Source organism: Asticcacaulis solisilvae, assembly GCF_017875235.1.
Classification (GTDB): domain Bacteria; phylum Pseudomonadota; class Alphaproteobacteria; order Caulobacterales; family Caulobacteraceae; genus Asticcacaulis; species Asticcacaulis solisilvae_A.
Map to the genome: position 1 here is coordinate 226753 of NZ_JAGGMI010000005.1, position 16703 is coordinate 243455.

Here is a 16703-nt window from a genome sequence, read left to right on the forward strand (position 1 = left end):
TACTCAGTAATATTGGCCGCATGATTCCGTCGAAGGGTTCAGATTTGGTTAACAAGACCCTAATCGCCGCAATCGTTGGGTCCAGAAGGCTGTGATGAGCAACCCGAAACTCAAGGTCATCCTGACCGTCAAGCTGCCCGACGCCGTCGAAACGCGCATGCGCGAGCTGTTCAACACCACATTGTGGCTGACGCTCGACCAGATGCCGCGTGACAAGCTGTTCGAAGCGGCCAAGACCGCCGATGTGCTGGTCAGCTCGATCAACGACCGCCTCGACGCCGAATTCTTCGATGAATGCGGCGAGCAGCTGAAGATGATCGCGAACTTCGGCGTCGGCTACGACCATATCGACATCGTCTATGGCTCGGAAAAAGGCATCATCATCACCAATACGCCGGGCGTGCTGACCGAAGACACGGCCGAAATGACCATGGGCCTGATCCTGGCCGTATCGCGCCGTTTCGTCGAGGGCGCCGAAATCGTGCAAAAAGGCGAGTTTTCCGCCTGGTCGCCGACCTTCATGCTGGGCCGCCGCGTCTTCGGCAAGCGCCTGGGCATTGTCGGCATGGGCCGTATCGGCCAGGCCCTGGCCCGCCGCGCCCGCGCCTTTGGCATGAGCGTCCACTATCATAACCGGAAACCGGTATCGGCGCGGATCAGCGACGACCTGCAGGCAACCTACTGGGACGATCTCGACCAGATGCTGTCGCGAATGGATGTGGTGTCGATCAATGCGCCGGGCGGATCGGGCACGCACCACCTGCTGAGCGCGGAACGGCTGGCAAAGCTGCAGCCGCACGCCCTGCTGGTCAACACCGCGCGCGGCCAGATCGTCGACGAACAGGCGCTGGCCGCCATGCTGCGCGACAAGCGCATCGCCGGGGTCGGCCTCGACGTCTATGAGCGCGAGCCGGCGATCAATCCGGAACTGATTGGGCTGCCCAACGCCATCCTCCTGCCGCACATGGCATCCTCGACAATCGAAGCGCGCCAGGACATGGGCGACCGCGTCATCCTGAACGTCAAGACCTTCCAGGACGGCCACCGCCCGCCGGACCGCGTTATCCCGGCGATGCTGTAAGATAAAATGGGCCGAAAAACTTTTTCACAGGAATCGTGATTTAGGCCCTTGCAATGATTTCAGGCTTCCGTCTATAAGGCGCCCCTCTCCGGCAGACATCTCAACGGGATGACTGCTCCGAAAGGCCCCAGATGGCCTTAAGGATTAATGAGCGGGCGTAGCTCAGCGGTAGAGCGCCACCTTGCCAAGGTGGATGTCGAGAGTTCGATCCTCTTCGCCCGCTCCAATCTTTCTCTTTTATTTTCTGTCTTTTTCAGCCTTTTCGACCAGGCGGCTATGCGTCTGTTCGTCCGGCTTCTTTTCGAGGATGCGCTGGTCCGGATCGGGCATCGGCGCCGGATGGCTGGTGCGATTGGCGTTGTCGGTCTTGCTCATGAATGTCTCCTATCCAATCCTTGGACCATTGCTGGTCAGGTCGTGGCGCTTTTCTTCATTGTAAACAGACGTGCCGTCATCGGCTTCCAGCACGGCGTCGGCGGGCAGCTTCTCCTGCTTTAAGACGCGATCGTCATGCCGCGCTGGCGAGGGCTGGCGCGTCAAGGTATCGCCGCCCTTGTCGGCGTCGTCGACAACGCCCTGGAAGCGGTTGACCACTTCCTTCTGGCGTGGGTTGTCCTTGATCGTCATAGCAAAACTCCTATCGTTCGCGATGAACGATAGGAGTCGTCAGCTAAGGTTTCGCTCCGGTTGACCGGCCGAAAAAGCAAAAGGCTCTAAATCAGGCCGGCGGCCTGCGACAGCTCCACGGCGTCGCGCGTCGCCTTTTCATAGTCGCCGTCGAGCGGATTGTATTCCAGGCCCAGGAAGCCCTTGTAACCCGCCGCGCGAATGGCCTTCAGCAGGTTGACGTGGTTGACCTCGCCTGTGCCAGGCTGGTTGCGGCCTGGCACGTCGCCGAGCTGGACATAGCCCACCTGGTCGATGCCCGCCTTGAACTTGTTGATCAGGTCACCTTCCTCATGCTGCATGTGGAAGAAGTCCCATTGTATCTTCACCATCGGCGAATTGACCGCCCGGCACATGGCCACAGTCGGCCGCGAGCCGTTGAGCAGGAAGTTCAGGTGATTGACCGTATTGAACGGCTCGACCAGAGCCATCAGGCCGGCATCTTCCAGCATCGGCGCGATGCGCATGAGGCCGGCCGTATAGCTGACCAGCATGTCTTCGCGCGACATGCCATCCGTATTATGGTGGCCGACCAGGGTGATCTGCGAGCATCCCATTACCTTGGCATCGGCGATGGCGTCCTTGATCATGGCGTCCAGCTCACCGTACTTGGCCGGGCTGGTAAAGGCCGGCGCCGCCGGGGCGAACTGCGATACCTTCAGGCCATGCTTGTCCAGTTCCCCGCGGATCGCCTGGGCATCGATGCCGCCGTCGCGCCGGGCCGGCCAAAATTCCACCGTGGTAAAGCCGCACTTCGCCGCCAGGGCAAAGCGTTCCATAAAGGGCGTCGGGCGGAACCACATGTCGATATTGCAGGCATAGGGCGCAAGAGCGGCCTTGGCATCAACCTTGGCCGCCTTGACTGGTTTGGCCGCCTGCGCTGCCGTAGCCGCTGTCATCGCAACACCTGCCGCCAGCATGGCTGACCTGCGTGTCAATTGTCCCTTATCCATGCTTCCCTCCATTATTGGCCTCCAATTGTCTGATATTTGGAGTGAACCTACGCTGAGGTTTCGGGACGCGCAACCTCATCTTACCGGGTCATTATATTTCCGCCGCGTACTGCATATTTCAAGAAAATGACGAATGTCCTAGCCCTTGATCCCCCGACAATCACACCAAGGAGGACGTCATGGGTAAGGGTATTCTGCTTTGGCTTCTGGGGGTGCCGATTCCCGTCATTATCCTGCTCTACCTCATCTTCTAAAGGGCGCGGATATGGACACCCCTTCCGAAACGATCGGCCGGCATGACCGGCCGAATATTGAATCCAGCCAGTCCGGCATTCACTGGGCCGCCATACTGGGCGGTGCGGCGGCCGCGGCGGCGATTTCCCTTATTCTCATCCCGCTGGGCTCGGCGCTGGGCTTCGCCTCGTTCTCGGTCTTTACCGCCGATGCGGAGGATGCACTCGAAGTCGGCGCGGGCCTGGCCATCTGGCTGGTCGTCATGCAATGGCTGTCGTCGGGCGTCGGCGGCTATCTGGCCGGGCGGATGCGCGTCAAATGGGCCGACCTGCACAGCGACGAGGTTTTCTTCCGCGACACGGCACACGGCTTCCTGTCATGGGCAATCGCCTCGCTGTTTATGGCCTTCCTCTATATTTCCGCTGCTGGTTCGGTCCTGCAAACAGCGTCAAACGTCGCCGCCGGCGCCGCTGAAAACGACCGGCTGGCTTATAATGCCGAAAGCCTGTTCCGCGGCGCCACCACGCCATCGGCGGACGCCAGCGCCGAAGCCGGCCGGATCATTGCCCAAGGCATGGCCGACAGCACCGTGACACCGGCCGACCGCGCCTATCTGGTGCGGCAGGTGATGGCGCGCACCGGCGTCGCCCAACCCGAAGCCGAGGCGCGCGTCAACGCCGCAGTAACCAACGCTGAAGCCGCGAAGAAAAAGGCGGCGGAGGCTGCGGAAAAGGCGCGCGAGGCCATGGTCGCCCTGCACTTTGGACTTTGTCTGTCTTTGTTGGTCGGCGCCTTTATTGCCAGCGTCGCCGCGGCACTCGGCGGCCGCCTGCGCGACAAGCACTAACATGCTCCCACTGCGGCCCTTCTTGGCCGCAGTGGGGCATCTTTGTTCCGCCGTACCTCCCGAACCATCGATATTTAACGCCATGCCAGGCTATTTCCGCCGCCTCATTTCCTGTCAGAGGTGCCCTGCCATGACGCACAAAGACCTTAGCCATTCCACCATCGTTATCACTGGCGCATCAAGCGGGATCGGCGAGGCGACCGCCGAAGCCTTTGCCCTTCACGGCGCGCGGCTTGTATTGGCGGCACGCGACGTCAAGGCGGTCAAGGCGGTCGCCGCCCACTGCCGTGCACTCGGCGCCCGGGTAAAACCGGTCTATGTCGATGTCACCGACCCGCAATCGGTCCGGCGCCTTGCATCCAAGGCGGTGGGGTTCGGCGGCGGCATCGATGTCTGGGTGTCGAATGTCGGTGTCGGCGCCTTTGGTCGTTTCGAGGACACGCCGATCGAAGCCCACGAACAGGTCCTGCGCGCCAACCTCTTCGGGCACATGGCCGACGCCCACGCCGTGGTACCGATTTTCAAGGCGCAGAAGCACGGCACCTTTATCAATATCATTTCGCTGGGTGGTTATACCGGCACGCCGTTTTCCGCCGCCTATAGCGCCAGCAAGTTCGGCCTGCGCGGTTTCTCGGAAGCCCTGCGCGGTGAACTGGCGGGCCACCGCGACATCCATATATGCGACGTCTATCCCGCCTTTATCGACACGCCGGGCCTGAGCCACGCCGCCAACTATACCGGCCGCGAATTGAAGGCGCCGCCGCCGGTCTTCGACCCGCGCAGAGTGGCCGACGCCGTCGTCGCGCTGGCACGCCGGCCACGCGACACGACCACGGTCGGATGGACGGCGCCCGCGGCCAAAATAGCGCATGGCCTGGCCCCTGGCCTGTTCGTATCGGTCATGGCGGGCCTGATCGACCGCTACCTGCGCAAGGCCAAGCCGGTGCCCGTCACCGACGGCAACCTGTACCACGCCCCCGCTGTGCCTGGAGGCATCGACCATAAGCATAGGCGTAACCCCGTACGGTACGAAACCGCGCCCAAGGCTTCCTTACCGGGTGGGGTGGCGCTGCTGGCCGGGGTGGCGATCGCTGGGATCGCCCTGGTGTGGCCGGCCATGGTGCGTGCAGAGGCGAAAGCTACAGTACCCGCCGAATAGCGGCAACTTCCACTTTTCACTCAAAACGCGCTTAAACATTTGTGATGTAAGATAATTACCTTGCAAGTCTCTTCAGGTACGGTTTTTGCTAGAAACCGTCCACAGGGCGAAAAGTGTCGCGAATTGCATCAGCGACGCTCCGTTCGGCGAAGACCGGCTCAGGCAAGGGTTAACAAGCGCGTATGTTATTGACGAGTGAGCAAGATCTGATTTTGGTCCTTGGCATCGTCGCCGCGGTCCTCCTGGCGCTGTCCATCGGCGCCGGGGTCCTGGCGACCATGAAATCCATGCAGGTCAAGCAGTTCCAGGACCTCCTGTTCAAGGCCGAACGCAAGATCGACACCCTGGAACGGCGCATGTTCAACGTGCTGAACGCCGTGCCCGTGGCCCTGGTCGAAACCGATGCGTCTGGCAAGTTCACCTTCGCCAACCGCGCCGCCCACACGCTTCTGGGCCGCAAGGACAATGAGCTGATCGGACTGCGCTTCCATTCGGCGACCTGGGGCATCACCTTTCCCGACGGCCGCGTCGTCCCCGCCGACATGCTGCCGATCGCGCGCACCCTGCGCGGCCAGACGGTGAAGGGCTTCCAGCACCTGATCGTCAACCACGGCAGCCACGAAAAGATCCTGGTCAGCGTCACCTCCATGCCGATCATGAACGGCAATGGCGAGGTCATCGGCTCGACCTCGGCCATGGTCGAACTGGAAAGCAATGCCGGCGAAGGCGTGGACGACCTGACGGGCTTGTGGCGCGGCCACTGGTTCACCGCCGCCGCCCTGCCCTTCTGGGGCCTGGACGCCAAGGGCCAGATCGTCGACGTCAACAATGCCGCGCTCGACGCCTTCGACGTCAGACGCGAGGATGTCCTGGGCAAGACGTGGACGCACATCTTCGTCAGCGACGCCGACTTCCAGAACGCCATCAACTACCTCGGCGAGGCTCAGGACGAGACGTCGCCGCACAACGAGAAAACGATCCCGCTGACGCTGAAGGGCGCGGAGGGGGAACGCGCCATGATCGTCAGCGCCTGGGCCGTCCATACCCACGAAGGCGGCGAACACGGCATTACGGTCATGGCCTTACCTAGATCAGAAGGTTGGCCGGCGCCCGAAGCGCCGGCGCCGGCCGCAGAGGAGACACCCATGGCGTTCAAGCCAGCCTCGGAACTCACCGACGACGACGCCCAGGAACTGGAAGACCTGCGCAATGCCGAGGCCGCCCTGGCGTCATTGGGCATCGGCGTCTGGCAGTACGATCCCGAAGCCGAGACCATCGTTGAGGACGAAGGCATGCGCCGGCTGATCGGCCGCGAATATGACGGCGGCCCGACCCTGATTTCCGATGACGACCAGGCGCGCGCCGACACTGCCTTTGCCGACCTGTTGAGCGGCAAGAGCGACGCCCTGAACCTCGATATCCGCGTGATCGACAAGGACCAGGAGCGCTGGATCACCATGCGCGGCCAGGCCGAAACCACAGCCGCCGGTGAACGTCAGATCTACGGCGTGGCGTTCGACTCGACCGCGCTCAAAACCACCCAGCCGGCCGAAGTCGTCATCCAGCCGGTCACCGGTTTGACCGTCGCCGATGTCGAAGCCGCCCGCCAGGAAGCCCTGGAGACTGCCCGCAAGGAATATGAGGCGAAACTTGAAGCCGCCGTTTCCGAACAGCCCGGCGTCTACGGCTGGTCGGATGCGCCCGCTCCCATGACGGAGGCGGACCCCGCTGTTGTCGAGGAAAACGCGGCGCTGAAGGCGAAACTCGAAAATCTCCAGGCCGAACTGGCCGATGCCGCCACCTATCAGGGCGCATTGCGGCAGGAAATTGAGACGCTGAAAGCGCGCCCGGAACCCGAGACTCCGGGACCGGCCGACGTGGAAGAAAACGCCGCCCTGAAAGCGAAGCTGGAAACCCTTCAGGCCGAACTGGTCGAAGCCGCCGACCATCAGAGCGCGCTGCGGCAGGAAATCGAAGCCCTGAAGGCGCGTCCGGAACCCGAAGCGCCCGAGCCCGTCATCGTGCGCGAAGCCGACCCGGACGTGGCCGAAGAAAATGCCGCGCTGAAGGCCAAGCTGGAAACCCTGCGCGCCGAACTGAACGACGTTACCACCTATTATGGCGGCCTGCGCGACGAAATCGCCCTGCTGAAAAGCCGCCCGGAACCCGAAGCGCCCGAGCCCGTTATCGTGCGTGAGCCCGATCCGGCCTTGCTCGAAGAGAATGCCCTGCTCAAGGCGCGGGTGGAAACCCTGCATACCGAGCTGGCCGATACCACTATCTATCACGGCACGCTGCAGCAGCAGATCGCCGCCCTCGAGGCCCGGCCTGCGCCGGTCGCGGACACGTCGGCTTATGAGGCGCGCATCGCCGAACTGGAGGCCCGGCTGAAGGACACCAGCGAAGCACGCAACGAGCTTCAGGTGCAGCTGTCCGACATCCTGATGGCGCCGCCTATCGAGACCAAGGACGACCGTGACGCCCAGATCGAACGCCTCACCAGCGAGTTGGAAGGCGCCAAGCTGCACGGCGATGTTCTGGCCGCCAAGCTCGACGCGCTCGCTTCGGCGCCGCCGCCCAAGCCGGATACGCGCGAGTGGGAGCAGAAGGTCGCCGCCGCCGAGTTCGAAATGCGCAAGTGGCACGCCGCCTATGAGGACGTCCAGGCGAAGCTCGCCGCCGTCCCCCCGCCGCCCGCCGTCGATATCGATGCCCTGACCCGGCGCCTCGATGAGCTGCAAACCAGCCTGAACCAATCCCTGGCGCAACAAGCGGAGCTGCAGACCAACCTGAACCAGTCGCTGGCGCAGCAGACCGAGCTTCAGAACAATCTGACGCAGTCACTGGCGCAACAAACCGAGCTTCAGACCAGTCTCGCCCAGGCCACGGCCCAGCAGAGCGAAGCGCAGGCGCGGGTCGAACAGCTGTCGACGGCGCTCTCGAATGCCCGCCGCTTCGAGACGGTCGGCCGCCTGACCGGCGACGTGGCCCAGGACTTCGCCCAGATGCTGAACGTTATCAACGGTGCGCTCGACGTCATGGGCCGCCATGCCGAAAACGAGCAGATCAAGAAGCTGTCCGAAGCGGCGCTGGCCGCCGGCAAGCGTGGCGAACGCCTGACCCGTCAATTGCAGGCCTTCCAGTCGGACGATTACTAAGCGCATTCCCAGAAGGGCTCTGCGGTTTTGGGTTAAAATGCGCGACGATAAACGATCCTCTGGCTTTTGATACCTGACGCAAAGTAAGATGCCCCACCACCACGCCGTTTCACGGCGCTTTCTCTCCTCCCTGTCGCGTAGCGATGGGGAGGGGGACCATTGGCGGAGCCAATGGTGGTGGGGTTCTTACTTGGGTGCGGCATGGCGCGATACAAATTAAAGGCTGAAGATACGCGCCTGTGGGCCCTGGTAACCGCTACCGTTCGCCCGCATAAGGCCTCGCGCGTCGAAACACCTCCGCCGGAAATTGAAACCGTCCACGTCGCCGATATGCCGAAGCCGATGGTGGCCGAGAAACCCAAACCGTTACCGCTCACACCCTTCGCCATCGGCCAGGCGATCAAGCCGCAGACCGGTTACAAGCTCTCCTTCGATAGCCCGAAGTTCGAGCCCGACCCGATCGAGCCCCGCCGCAAGCGCCGTCTGTCGCGCGAACGCGATCCGATCGAAGCTCGGCTGGACCTGCACGGGCTGAACAGCATCGCTGCCGAAGCGCGCCTGAAAGCCTTCGTGCAGCAGGCCTATGCCAATGACTACCGCGCCGTGCTGGTCATCACCGGCAAGGGCATGGCGGAGAACGGCATATTGAAGCGCAATGCACCGGAATGGCTGGCCGATCCTGCGCTTTCACACATCGTCGCTGGCATCAGCCAGGCCCATGCCCGCCACGGCGGCAGCGGCGCGCTCTACGTGGCGCTGAAAAGAAGAGCGGGATAATTTCTTTATCGGCGGGGCCAACTTCTGTATCGTCCCGCACTTAAGAGGTAACCTAGATCAGCCCCTTTTCCTTGGCCAAGGCATTAAGGCTGACGCGCGGGCGCGGGCCAAAGTGGCCGATCACCTCCGCCGCAGCCAGCGACCCCAGCTTGGCACAGGTCTCGATATGCAGGCCTTGCGTCAGGCCGTACATGACACCTGCCGCGTACTGATCACCGGCGCCAGTCGTATCGACGACCTTGTCAACCGGCGCGGCCGCGACGGTGTGAGTGTCCTCGAACTTGATCGCGACCGAGCCCTGCTCCGAACGCGTGACAAAGGCCAGGTCGACCTTCGAGCGCAGGAAGCGCAGCGCCTTGAAGAAGTCATCCGTCTGGAACAGCGACAGCAGCTCGCCCTCATTGGCGAAGACGAGGTCGATGTGGCGCTCGATAAAGGCCAGGAGGTCGGTCCGCCAGCGATCGACGACAAAGGTGTCCGACAAGGTGATGGCGGTCTTGCGGCCGGCGGAGCGCGCGATCTGCGCCGCTTTCGCAAACGTTTCGCGGCCCGACGGCGAGTCGAACAGATAGCCCTCAAGATAGGTGATCTGCGACGACCGGATGATGTCGGCGTCCAGGTCTTCCGGCGAGATCAGAGCCGCGGCGCCCAGATAGGTCGCCATGGTGCGCTGACCGTCCGGCGTAACATTGATCAGGCAGCGGCCGGTGCGCGCCGGATCGTCGTGCAGCACCGGCGTATTGAAGGTCACGCCCATCTTTTTCAGGTCACGGGCGAAGACTTCCCCCAGCGTGTCGTGCGCCACCTTGCCGACATAGGCGCATTTGGCCCCGAACGATGCCGCGCCGGCAATGGTATTGCCGGCCGATCCGCCCGATTCCTGCTCGCTGTCCGCCATGGCCTCGTAAAGGCTGGTGCCACGATGGGTATCGATCAGCGTCATGGCGCCCTTGTGCAGGTCGTGCGTCTTCAGGAAGGCGTCATCCGCGGGCGCCAGGACATCGACGATCGCGTGGCCGACAGCGGTGATGTCGTAGGTCAGTTCCATGGAAAATCCGGAAAAATCGGTTGCTTCAAAAGGGTGGTCGGGGGAATAGAGCGTCCATGACCAAGACGCTACTGTTTTTTACGCCCGATCCCGCCACGCCGTCGCATCACGGCCGCTGGCCCGCCGTGCTCGACGGCTATCGCGAAGCCCTGAAAGGGCTGGATGTCGAAATCAGCGCGCAAGCCTGGTCCGAACCCGTCACAAAGTCTTACGACCTGATCTGTCCGCTGGTCGCCTGGGGCTATCACAACGATCCTGACCGCTTCCGCGTCGCCTTGGCGGCATTGAAGGATACAGGGCACCGCGTCTTCAATCCGGCCGATATCGTCAGCTGGAATGTCGACAAACGCTATCTGCGCGACCTGGCCGAAGGCGGGGTGCGCATTATTCCAACGCATTTCGTCGAGCGCGTCACGGATGAGGCCATCGCCCACGCCCGCGCCGATTTCGGCGACACCCTGGTGCTGAAGCCCGTCGTGTCGGCCGGCGCCAAGAACACCCTGGTCTGGCGTCCCAGCCAGACAACCGCCTTTGCGTCCGTCGACGGCGGCGCGGATAGCGGCAAGGCCGGTCCGCCGCAGGGCGCAGCCATGATCCAGCCCTTCATGCCGTCCATCCAGGACGAAGGCGAATGGTCGTTGCTGTTCTTCGCCGGCCAGTTCTCGCACGCCGTTTTGAAGACACCGAAGTCCGGCGATTTCCGCTCCCAGCCCGACTACGACGCCCATCTGCGCACCCTGCCCCCGCCGCCGGAAGCCATGATGCTGGCCGCCGCCGCCATCGACTATATCGGCGCGGACCGCCTGCTCTACGCCCGCGCCGACATGGTGCGCGATGCCGAGGGCCGTTTCTGCCTGATGGAGCTGGAGCTGATCGAGCCCGACCTTTACCTCGGCTATTCGGACGGCGCCGCCGACCGCCTGCGCCATGCCTTTGAGATCGCCCTCTTCGGCGGATGCGCCTGCCATTCCTAGTCGCGGCAAATACCACCTCCGCGCTCACGTACTTTTCGCTTGAAAAATATGAATGGCGGGCGCTTAGTTCCGCTTTCATAATTGGCTGGGGCCAAGCCAAAAAACACATGACCAATGCCGCCGCCAGTCCGCGGCTCGCGCAGGCGCTCTTTGTCGATGATAGCGCCGCCGAGATCCGCTTAGTCACCGAGTTGCTGAACCGGGCCTGCGTGCAGTTCGACGGTCATTGGGTGAGCTGCGGCGAAGACGCCCTGGGGTTCCTGCGGCGGGAACAGGGGTTTGAGAACGCGCCCCAGCCCGATATCATCTTCCTCGACCTCAACCTGCCCAAGCTCAGCGGCGCCAAGGTACTGCAGATCATCCAGAACGACCCGACCTTAAGCCGCATCCCGGTCATTATCCTGAGCGGTTCGGATCATGAGGACGACATCGTCAATGCCCGCGAACAGGGCGCGACCCACTATGTCGTCAAGCCGCTCGACTACCCCAAGCTGCGCGAGACCGTGACCCTGATCGACACCCTGCGCCTGGTGCAGGATGGCAGCGAGTGGCACCTTATGCCCGCCTGACCGGCGGGCTTTCCACGCGAAACGTCTATGCGGACTGTTCGACGCCGATCTTGGGACACAGGTTGCGGACAATGCAGATGCTGCATTTCGGCTTGCGCGCCACGCAGACATAGCGGCCGTGCAGGATCAGCCAATGGTGTGCGCGCGTCAGCCAGTGTTTCGGTATCAGCGCCATCAGCTGTTTTTCGACCTTGTCCGGCGTACTGGCGCGAACCAGGCCGAGGCGATGGGCGACACGGAAGACATGGGTGTCAACGGCGATCGCCGGCTCGACGTCCAGTTCGTTCAGCACCACCGACGCCGTCTTGTTGCCGACACCCGGCAACGACACCAGATCCTCACGGTTCAGGGGCACCTCGCCACCAAACTTTTCCAGCAGGATTTCGCTCATGCGGATGACGTTCTGCGCCTTGCCGCGATAGAGGTTGAGCGAGCTCAGCATGGGCGTCAGGCGCTCGACGCCCAGGGCCGCCATGTCGCGCGGATTGGAGGCGATGGCAAAGAGGGGCTTGGTCGCCTTGTTGACCGCCACGTCGGTCGTCTGGGCCGACAGGGCGACGGCGACAACCAGGGTGAAAGGATTTATGAAGTTCAGCTCGGTGCGCGGGTCAGGCTTGTCCTGCTCGAAGCGCTCGAACAGGGTCTTGACCAGCTTCGGGTCCGGATTGACGAAGGGTTCAGTGGTCATCAGCTTCGACTCCGGCGCTCCAGGAAACGGATCGGCTCATTGCGGAACAGGCCGTCGTGGTAGACCGCATAGCCCAGACGCGCCGCCAGTTTCAAGGACCGGACATTGGCCGGCGAGATGATGCAGACCGTGCGCGGGATGTTCAGCGCCGTATCGGCATGGTGCAGCAGGGCGGTCATGGCTTCGAAGGCCAGCCCCCGGCCATAAAAGGCTGGCGCCAGGCTCCAGCCGGTTTCCATGGCGCCAAACGCCGGGTCTATGTCGCGGCGATAGTCGAACAGGCCGACCGTGCCGGCAAAGGCACCATCGCCATCGACCAGCGCCCAGTTGCCATGACCGAAGACCTGCCAGTGGCCGACATCGCGCAGCAGCCTCAGCCAGACGGTTTCCGGCGTGAACGGCCCGAAGCCGATATCGCCGACGAACACCGGGTCGGACCACAGCCGGCACAGCGCGTCGAAATCGCCGACCGCCACGGGCCGCAGGGTCAGGCGTTCGGTTGTCAGGATAGTCATGCGGTCTGCGTCTCCTGGCGCATGACCTCCTCCCACTTCAGCCACTTCTCGGTGATGGCGGCATTGAGGTCTATGCCTTCGGCGCGCGCCATCAGCATGACCATGCAGATGACGTCGGCCATCTCCATGGCGACGTCGTGCCGGGCGCCTTCCGCATCGCGGCGCGACCGGCCGGTCATGGCCAGGTAGGCCTGGGTCAGTTCGCCCATCTCTTCCTGGACCTTGAGCAGGTGCCAGTCGCCGCCGCGGTCGACGTCATAGACCTTGCCATAGCGGTCTGAAATAACCTTCAGGCGGTCGATAAAAGGTTCCAGTTCCGGAAGCGGCACAGCCATGGGTCACCCGTTCATATTCTGTTCCAACCGTCTTAGGGCCGAATCTGCGGTGTGATCAAGAGGTCCTTACCTTATGTCTTACCAGACGCTATAGAGACGCCATGAACTCCATCCTGTTTGTCTGCCTTGGCAATATCTGCCGCTCGCCTTTGGCCGAGGGCGTCCTTCAGCACAAGATCGACGCGGCGGGCCTGACGACGCGGTTCGTGCTCGACAGCGCCGGCTGCGGCGGCTGGCACGCCGGCGAACCGCCCGACCGCCGCTCAATCGCGGTGGCGGCCCGGCACGGCGTCGCGATCGACACGCAGACCGCGCGGCAGTTGAAAAGCGACGACTTCGACCGCTTCGACCTGATCCTCGGCATGGACCGCGACAATGTTGCCTATCTCAAGGCGCAGCAGCCGCGCGGATCGAAGGCCAGGGTCGCCCTTTATCTCGAAGAGGCCTTGGGCGAGGCCAAGAATGTCCCCGATCCCTATTACGGGACGGACGCGGATTTTCACAAGGTGTATGACGTGTGCGACCGCGCCAGCGACGCGCTTCTGGCCAGGCTGGCGACCCATTGATCCTCATGCAATTGTAAGCCATGGTGGCCGTTGCATTTGTATCAAGTGATAAGGCCCATGCTGGAAACCACCAACCCCGCGCTGTTCGAACGCGCCGACGCGCATATCAAAATCTGCAACGACCAATTGAAGACCAGCACGCCCGAGCGGGTGGCCGATGCCGCGGTTTACGGCGCCGCGCACTTCAAAGCGTGGTCGCTGATGATCCGCAGCCCGGACCAGCAGGCGATGACGGCAAATCGTGACGCTGCCATTGCAGACGCCGTCGAACAGTACAAGCGAATGTTCGAACAGAACTACGACCAGTACGTCAAGACCTTCGACGACGTCCGCGAGTAGACATTACAATATGTAGCGGCTGAGGTCGGCGTCGCCGGCGATTTCCCCCAGGCGCTTGCGGACATAGTCGGCGTCAATGGTCACCGTCTGGCCGGCCATGTCCGACGCCGTATAGCTCAGGTCCTCCATCACCTTTTCGATGACGGTGTGCAGCCGGCGGGCGCCGATGTTTTCGACCTTGGCGTTGACGGTCGCTGCGGCCTCGGCCATGGCGGCGATGGCGCCGTCATCGAACGCCAGCGTCACGCCTTCGGTCGCCATCAGCGCCTGGTTCTGCTTGATCAGGTTGGCTTCGGGCTCAGACAGTATGCGGCGGAAATCGTCCTGGGTCAGGGCCTTGAGCTCGACGCGGATCGGCAAACGCCCTTGCAGTTCCGGCAACAGGTCCGACGGCTTCGACACATGGAAGGCCCCGGACGCGATGAACAGGATGTGGTCGGTCTTCACCGGCCCGTACTTGGTCGAGACTGTTGTGCCTTCGATCAGCGGCAGCAGGTCGCGCTGCACGCCCTCACGCGACACATCGGCGCCGCCGCGTTCCTGACGCGACGCGACCTTGTCGATCTCATCGATAAAGACGATGCCTTCGTTTTCGGCCAGTTTCAGCGCTTCATTGGTGACGCTTTCGGTGTCAAGCAGCTTGTCGCTTTCTTCGGTGATCAGCGGCGCCAGGGCGTCCTTGACCGTTGTCTTGACCGTCTTCTTGCGGCCGCCCATGGCCTTTGACAGCATGTCGGAAAGGTTGAAATTGCTGTTGCCCGGCTGGCCCGGGATTTCCATGACGCCGAAGGGTGAGGCCGTCTCATTGAGCGACAGCTCGATTTCCTTGTCGTCCAGTTCGTTGCTGCGCAGCTTTTTGCGGAAGACATCGCGTGTTGCCTGACCGGCGTTTTCACCGACCAGTGCGTCGATCAGGCGCTCCTCGGCGGCGGCCTCTGCCTTGGCGCGGACACCGGCGCGGTTCTTTTCACGGATCATGATCTGGGCGGCTTCGACCAGGTCGCGCACGATCTGGTCGACGTCGCGGCCGACATAGCCGACCTCGGTGAACTTGGTCGCCTCGACCTTGATGAACGGCGCACTTGCCAGCTTGGCCAGCCGGCGGGCGATCTCGGTCTTGCCGACGCCCGTGGGCCCGATCATCAGGATGTTCTTCGGCGTGATCTCGTCGCGAATGCTTTCATCGGTCGCCTTGCGGCGCCAGCGGTTGCGCAGGGCGACGGCGACAGCCTTCTTGGCGTCGGCATGGCCGATGATGTGGCGGTCGAGTTCCGAGACGATTTCGCGGGGGGAGAAAGTGGTCATGATTTCAAACACTGCATGAGTAGGCTGGGGCCCCATTCGGGGCTGATGATTTCGCCGTAAGCCACAAAGCCGGCCTTTTCGTAGGCGCGGATGGCGCGGGCGTTTTGCGGGTGCGGGTCGGTGACGACCACGGGCGCGCCCATGGCAAACAGCCGCTCGACCTGCTGACGGATAAAGGCCGGGCCGTGGCCCTGACCTGTCATGTCGGCCTCACCGATGATCTGGTCGATGCCACGCGTTCCGTCGGGGCGATCGAAAAAATGGTGGCCCGGATAGAGATGCGGAGAATAGTCCTGCATATAGGCGAATGGCCGGCCATCCAGCGACACGATCCAGGTATTGAAGTCGGGTTCGATCAGGTCGTCTTCGTCCATGGGATCAGATTGGCCATCGGCATCGATCCACCATTCCGCCACGTGCGGCTGAGCGATCCACTCGTTGACCAGATTCAGGTCTTCCGCCGTCATGGACCGAAAGCTGTAGATCACGCGCGGCCTTCCAGCTTCAGGATCTGCGCGCGGACCTCTTTCGAGCACATTTCGCTCTTTTCGGCGAAGCTGTTGTCGGCCGCCAGGACGCGCGCCTTGATGGCGGCTTCCTTCAGTTGCTGGACATTGGCGACGCGGCTATAGGCCCACAGCTTCCAGCGCGGCGTCATATAGGCCTTGTACAGCCAGTTCATCGGCCAGCCGGAGACGCCGATAAAGATCGACACGGCCATGATGCTCATCGGCGCCAGGCCCGATGGCACGATCAAAAGCGCCTGGGCCCAGGCGACCATCATTATCAGGGTCGCTGGCATGTTGATGGTCAGGCGCGCCTTGTCGATGGCCTGATCGATGGTGATGCGATCGGTCATGACAGCTGTTCGAGCGTGACGTTGCCGTTGGTATAGACGCAGATATCGCCGGCGATCTTCATGGCCTTGCGGGCGATGATTTCGGCGTCGGGTTCGTATTCAAGTAGAGCCCGCGCCGCCGAAAGTGCGTAGGTGCCGCCCGAGCCGATGGCGGCCACGCCGTCTTCGGGTTCCAGCACGTCGCCGACGCCGGTAATCGTCAGGATGTGGTTCCGGTCGCCGACCAGCAGCATGGCTTCAAGCCGGCGCAGATAGCGGTCGGTGCGCCAGTCCTTGGCGAGATCCACACAGGCGCGCGCCAGCTGGTCCGGATAAAGTTCCAGCTTGGCTTCCAGCCGCTCCAGCAAAGTAAACGCGTCAGCCGTCGCGCCGGCGAAACCGACAATGACCTTGCCGCCGGCGAGCGTGCGGACTTTTTTCGCGCCGCCCTTGACGATGGTGGCGCCCATCGAGACCTGGCCGTCGCCGGCGATGACGGTCTTGCCGTTCTTGCGCACCGCGACGATGGTCGTGCCGTGCCAGTTTGGAAAATTGGAGTCTGTCATGGTCCCGTACTTGGCTGTTTTGTGACGCGCTTTCAAGGGCCAAATCGCGGACTTGCCATGCGGCTATTCGTCAGCCAAGACTTGG

At 62.7% G+C, this 16703-nt stretch carries 20 protein-coding genes and 1 tRNA gene; 10 read left to right on the forward strand and 11 right to left on the reverse strand.

All coding sequences use genetic code 11. The annotated features are described in order from the left end of the window. Nucleotides 1-94 precede the first annotated feature (94 nt). Both J2X24_RS10875 and J2X24_RS10880 read left to right on the forward strand, forming a co-directional pair. Nucleotides 95-1081, forward strand: a complete 987-nt coding sequence (locus tag J2X24_RS10875) for a 2-hydroxyacid dehydrogenase (RefSeq protein ID WP_209720942.1) — start codon at nucleotides 95-97, stop codon at nucleotides 1079-1081. 151 nt (nucleotides 1082-1232) lie between these two features. Continuing rightward, nucleotides 1233-1307, forward strand: a tRNA-Gly gene (locus J2X24_RS10880). A gap of 11 nt (nucleotides 1308-1318) precedes the next feature. Here J2X24_RS10880 and J2X24_RS10885 read toward each other — a convergent pair. From J2X24_RS10885 to J2X24_RS10895, 3 genes are all read right to left on the reverse strand, one after another. Further along, nucleotides 1319-1456, reverse strand: a complete 138-nt coding sequence (locus J2X24_RS10885; RefSeq protein WP_209720945.1) for a hypothetical protein — start codon at nucleotides 1454-1456, stop codon at nucleotides 1319-1321. 9 nt (nucleotides 1457-1465) lie between these two features. Next, entirely contained in the window at nucleotides 1466-1708 is a 243-nt protein-coding gene (locus J2X24_RS10890) for a hypothetical protein (protein WP_209720948.1), read from the reverse strand. Between the two features lie 86 nt (nucleotides 1709-1794). Further along, nucleotides 1795-2700 carry a TIM barrel protein gene (locus tag J2X24_RS10895; protein WP_245344611.1) on the reverse strand — a complete coding sequence of 302 codons (906 nt, stop codon included), beginning with the start codon at nucleotides 2698-2700 and terminating at the stop codon, nucleotides 1795-1797. Between the two features lie 265 nt (nucleotides 2701-2965). Between J2X24_RS10895 and J2X24_RS10900 the strand changes: the two genes are divergently transcribed. The 4 genes from J2X24_RS10900 (at nucleotide 2966) to J2X24_RS10915 (ending at nucleotide 8875) form a co-directional block, all read left to right on the forward strand. Next, nucleotides 2966-3781, forward strand: a complete 816-nt coding sequence (locus J2X24_RS10900; protein ID WP_209720951.1) for a hypothetical protein — start codon at nucleotides 2966-2968, stop codon at nucleotides 3779-3781. A gap of 130 nt (nucleotides 3782-3911) precedes the next feature. Then, entirely contained in the window at nucleotides 3912-4940 is a 1029-nt protein-coding gene (locus tag J2X24_RS10905; protein WP_209720955.1) for an SDR family oxidoreductase, read from the forward strand. A 212-nt stretch (nucleotides 4941-5152) separates the two neighbouring features. Beyond that, nucleotides 5153-8098, forward strand: coding sequence for a PAS domain-containing protein (locus tag J2X24_RS10910; RefSeq protein ID WP_245344612.1), 2946 nt, complete (start codon nucleotides 5153-5155; stop codon nucleotides 8096-8098). A gap of 201 nt (nucleotides 8099-8299) precedes the next feature. Continuing rightward, the gene (locus J2X24_RS10915) at nucleotides 8300-8875 is read left to right on the forward strand and encodes a Smr/MutS family protein (RefSeq protein WP_209720992.1); all 576 of its coding nucleotides are present in this window, start codon (nucleotides 8300-8302) and stop codon (nucleotides 8873-8875) included. Between the two features lie 52 nt (nucleotides 8876-8927). Here J2X24_RS10915 and J2X24_RS10920 read toward each other — a convergent pair whose 3' ends face one another. Continuing rightward, on the reverse strand, nucleotides 8928-9923 hold the full coding sequence (locus tag J2X24_RS10920) for an adenosine kinase (RefSeq protein ID WP_209720995.1): 996 nt from the start codon (nucleotides 9921-9923) through the stop codon (nucleotides 8928-8930). A 56-nt stretch (nucleotides 9924-9979) separates the two neighbouring features. Between J2X24_RS10920 and J2X24_RS10925 the strand changes: the two genes are divergently transcribed. Both J2X24_RS10925 and J2X24_RS10930 read left to right on the forward strand, forming a co-directional pair. Continuing rightward, nucleotides 9980-10897, forward strand: a complete 918-nt coding sequence (locus J2X24_RS10925) for an ATP-grasp domain-containing protein (protein ID WP_209720998.1) — start codon at nucleotides 9980-9982, stop codon at nucleotides 10895-10897. Between the two features lie 107 nt (nucleotides 10898-11004). Continuing rightward, entirely contained in the window at nucleotides 11005-11466 is a 462-nt protein-coding gene (locus J2X24_RS10930; RefSeq protein WP_209721001.1) for a response regulator, read from the forward strand. A gap of 25 nt (nucleotides 11467-11491) precedes the next feature. Here the strand turns inward: J2X24_RS10930 and nth are convergent, their stop codons facing one another. From nth to J2X24_RS10945, 3 genes are read right to left on the reverse strand one after another with little or no spacing between them, the layout of a single operon-like run. Beyond that, the gene (nth, locus tag J2X24_RS10935; RefSeq protein WP_209721004.1) at nucleotides 11492-12154 is read right to left on the reverse strand and encodes an endonuclease III; all 663 of its coding nucleotides are present in this window, start codon (nucleotides 12152-12154) and stop codon (nucleotides 11492-11494) included. Beyond that, nucleotides 12154-12669 carry a GNAT family N-acetyltransferase gene (locus J2X24_RS10940; RefSeq protein WP_209721008.1) on the reverse strand — a complete coding sequence of 172 codons (516 nt, stop codon included), beginning with the start codon at nucleotides 12667-12669 and terminating at the stop codon, nucleotides 12154-12156. Before J2X24_RS10940 ends, nth begins: the two co-directional genes overlap by 1 nt. Next, nucleotides 12666-13004, reverse strand: a complete 339-nt coding sequence (locus J2X24_RS10945; protein WP_209721011.1) for a pyrophosphohydrolase domain-containing protein — start codon at nucleotides 13002-13004, stop codon at nucleotides 12666-12668. The genes J2X24_RS10940 and J2X24_RS10945 overlap by 4 nt, the downstream gene beginning before the upstream one ends. A 101-nt stretch (nucleotides 13005-13105) precedes the next feature. Here J2X24_RS10945 and J2X24_RS10950 point away from each other — a divergent pair, with 101 nt between their 5' ends. Together J2X24_RS10950 and J2X24_RS10955 are read left to right on the forward strand one after the other, a co-directional pair. After that, on the forward strand, nucleotides 13106-13570 hold the full coding sequence (locus J2X24_RS10950; RefSeq protein WP_209721014.1) for a low molecular weight protein-tyrosine-phosphatase: 465 nt from the start codon (nucleotides 13106-13108) through the stop codon (nucleotides 13568-13570). Nucleotides 13571-13627: 57 nt separating this feature from the next. Beyond that, nucleotides 13628-13909, forward strand: coding sequence for a DUF3144 domain-containing protein (locus tag J2X24_RS10955; RefSeq protein WP_209721017.1), 282 nt, complete (start codon nucleotides 13628-13630; stop codon nucleotides 13907-13909). A 3-nt stretch (nucleotides 13910-13912) separates the two neighbouring features. On the opposite strand, the gene hslU is transcribed toward J2X24_RS10955, so the two are convergent. The 4 genes from hslU to hslV are packed head-to-tail and all read right to left on the reverse strand — an operon-like array spanning nucleotide 13913 to nucleotide 16618. Then, nucleotides 13913-15214: an ATP-dependent protease ATPase subunit HslU gene (hslU, locus tag J2X24_RS10960; protein ID WP_209721019.1), complete on the reverse strand. Its 1302-nt coding sequence runs from the start codon at nucleotides 15212-15214 to the stop codon at nucleotides 13913-13915. Beyond that, nucleotides 15211-15702, reverse strand: a complete 492-nt coding sequence (locus tag J2X24_RS10965) for a GNAT family N-acetyltransferase (RefSeq protein ID WP_310003257.1) — start codon at nucleotides 15700-15702, stop codon at nucleotides 15211-15213. The genes hslU and J2X24_RS10965 overlap by 4 nt, the downstream gene beginning before the upstream one ends. Then, nucleotides 15699-16073: a hypothetical protein gene (locus tag J2X24_RS10970; RefSeq protein WP_209721022.1), complete on the reverse strand. Its 375-nt coding sequence runs from the start codon at nucleotides 16071-16073 to the stop codon at nucleotides 15699-15701. The genes J2X24_RS10965 and J2X24_RS10970 overlap by 4 nt, the downstream gene beginning before the upstream one ends. Continuing rightward, entirely contained in the window at nucleotides 16070-16618 is a 549-nt protein-coding gene (gene hslV / locus J2X24_RS10975; RefSeq protein WP_209721025.1) for an ATP-dependent protease subunit HslV, read from the reverse strand. Before hslV ends, J2X24_RS10970 begins: the two co-directional genes overlap by 4 nt. Between the last annotated feature and the right edge of the window lie 85 nt (nucleotides 16619-16703).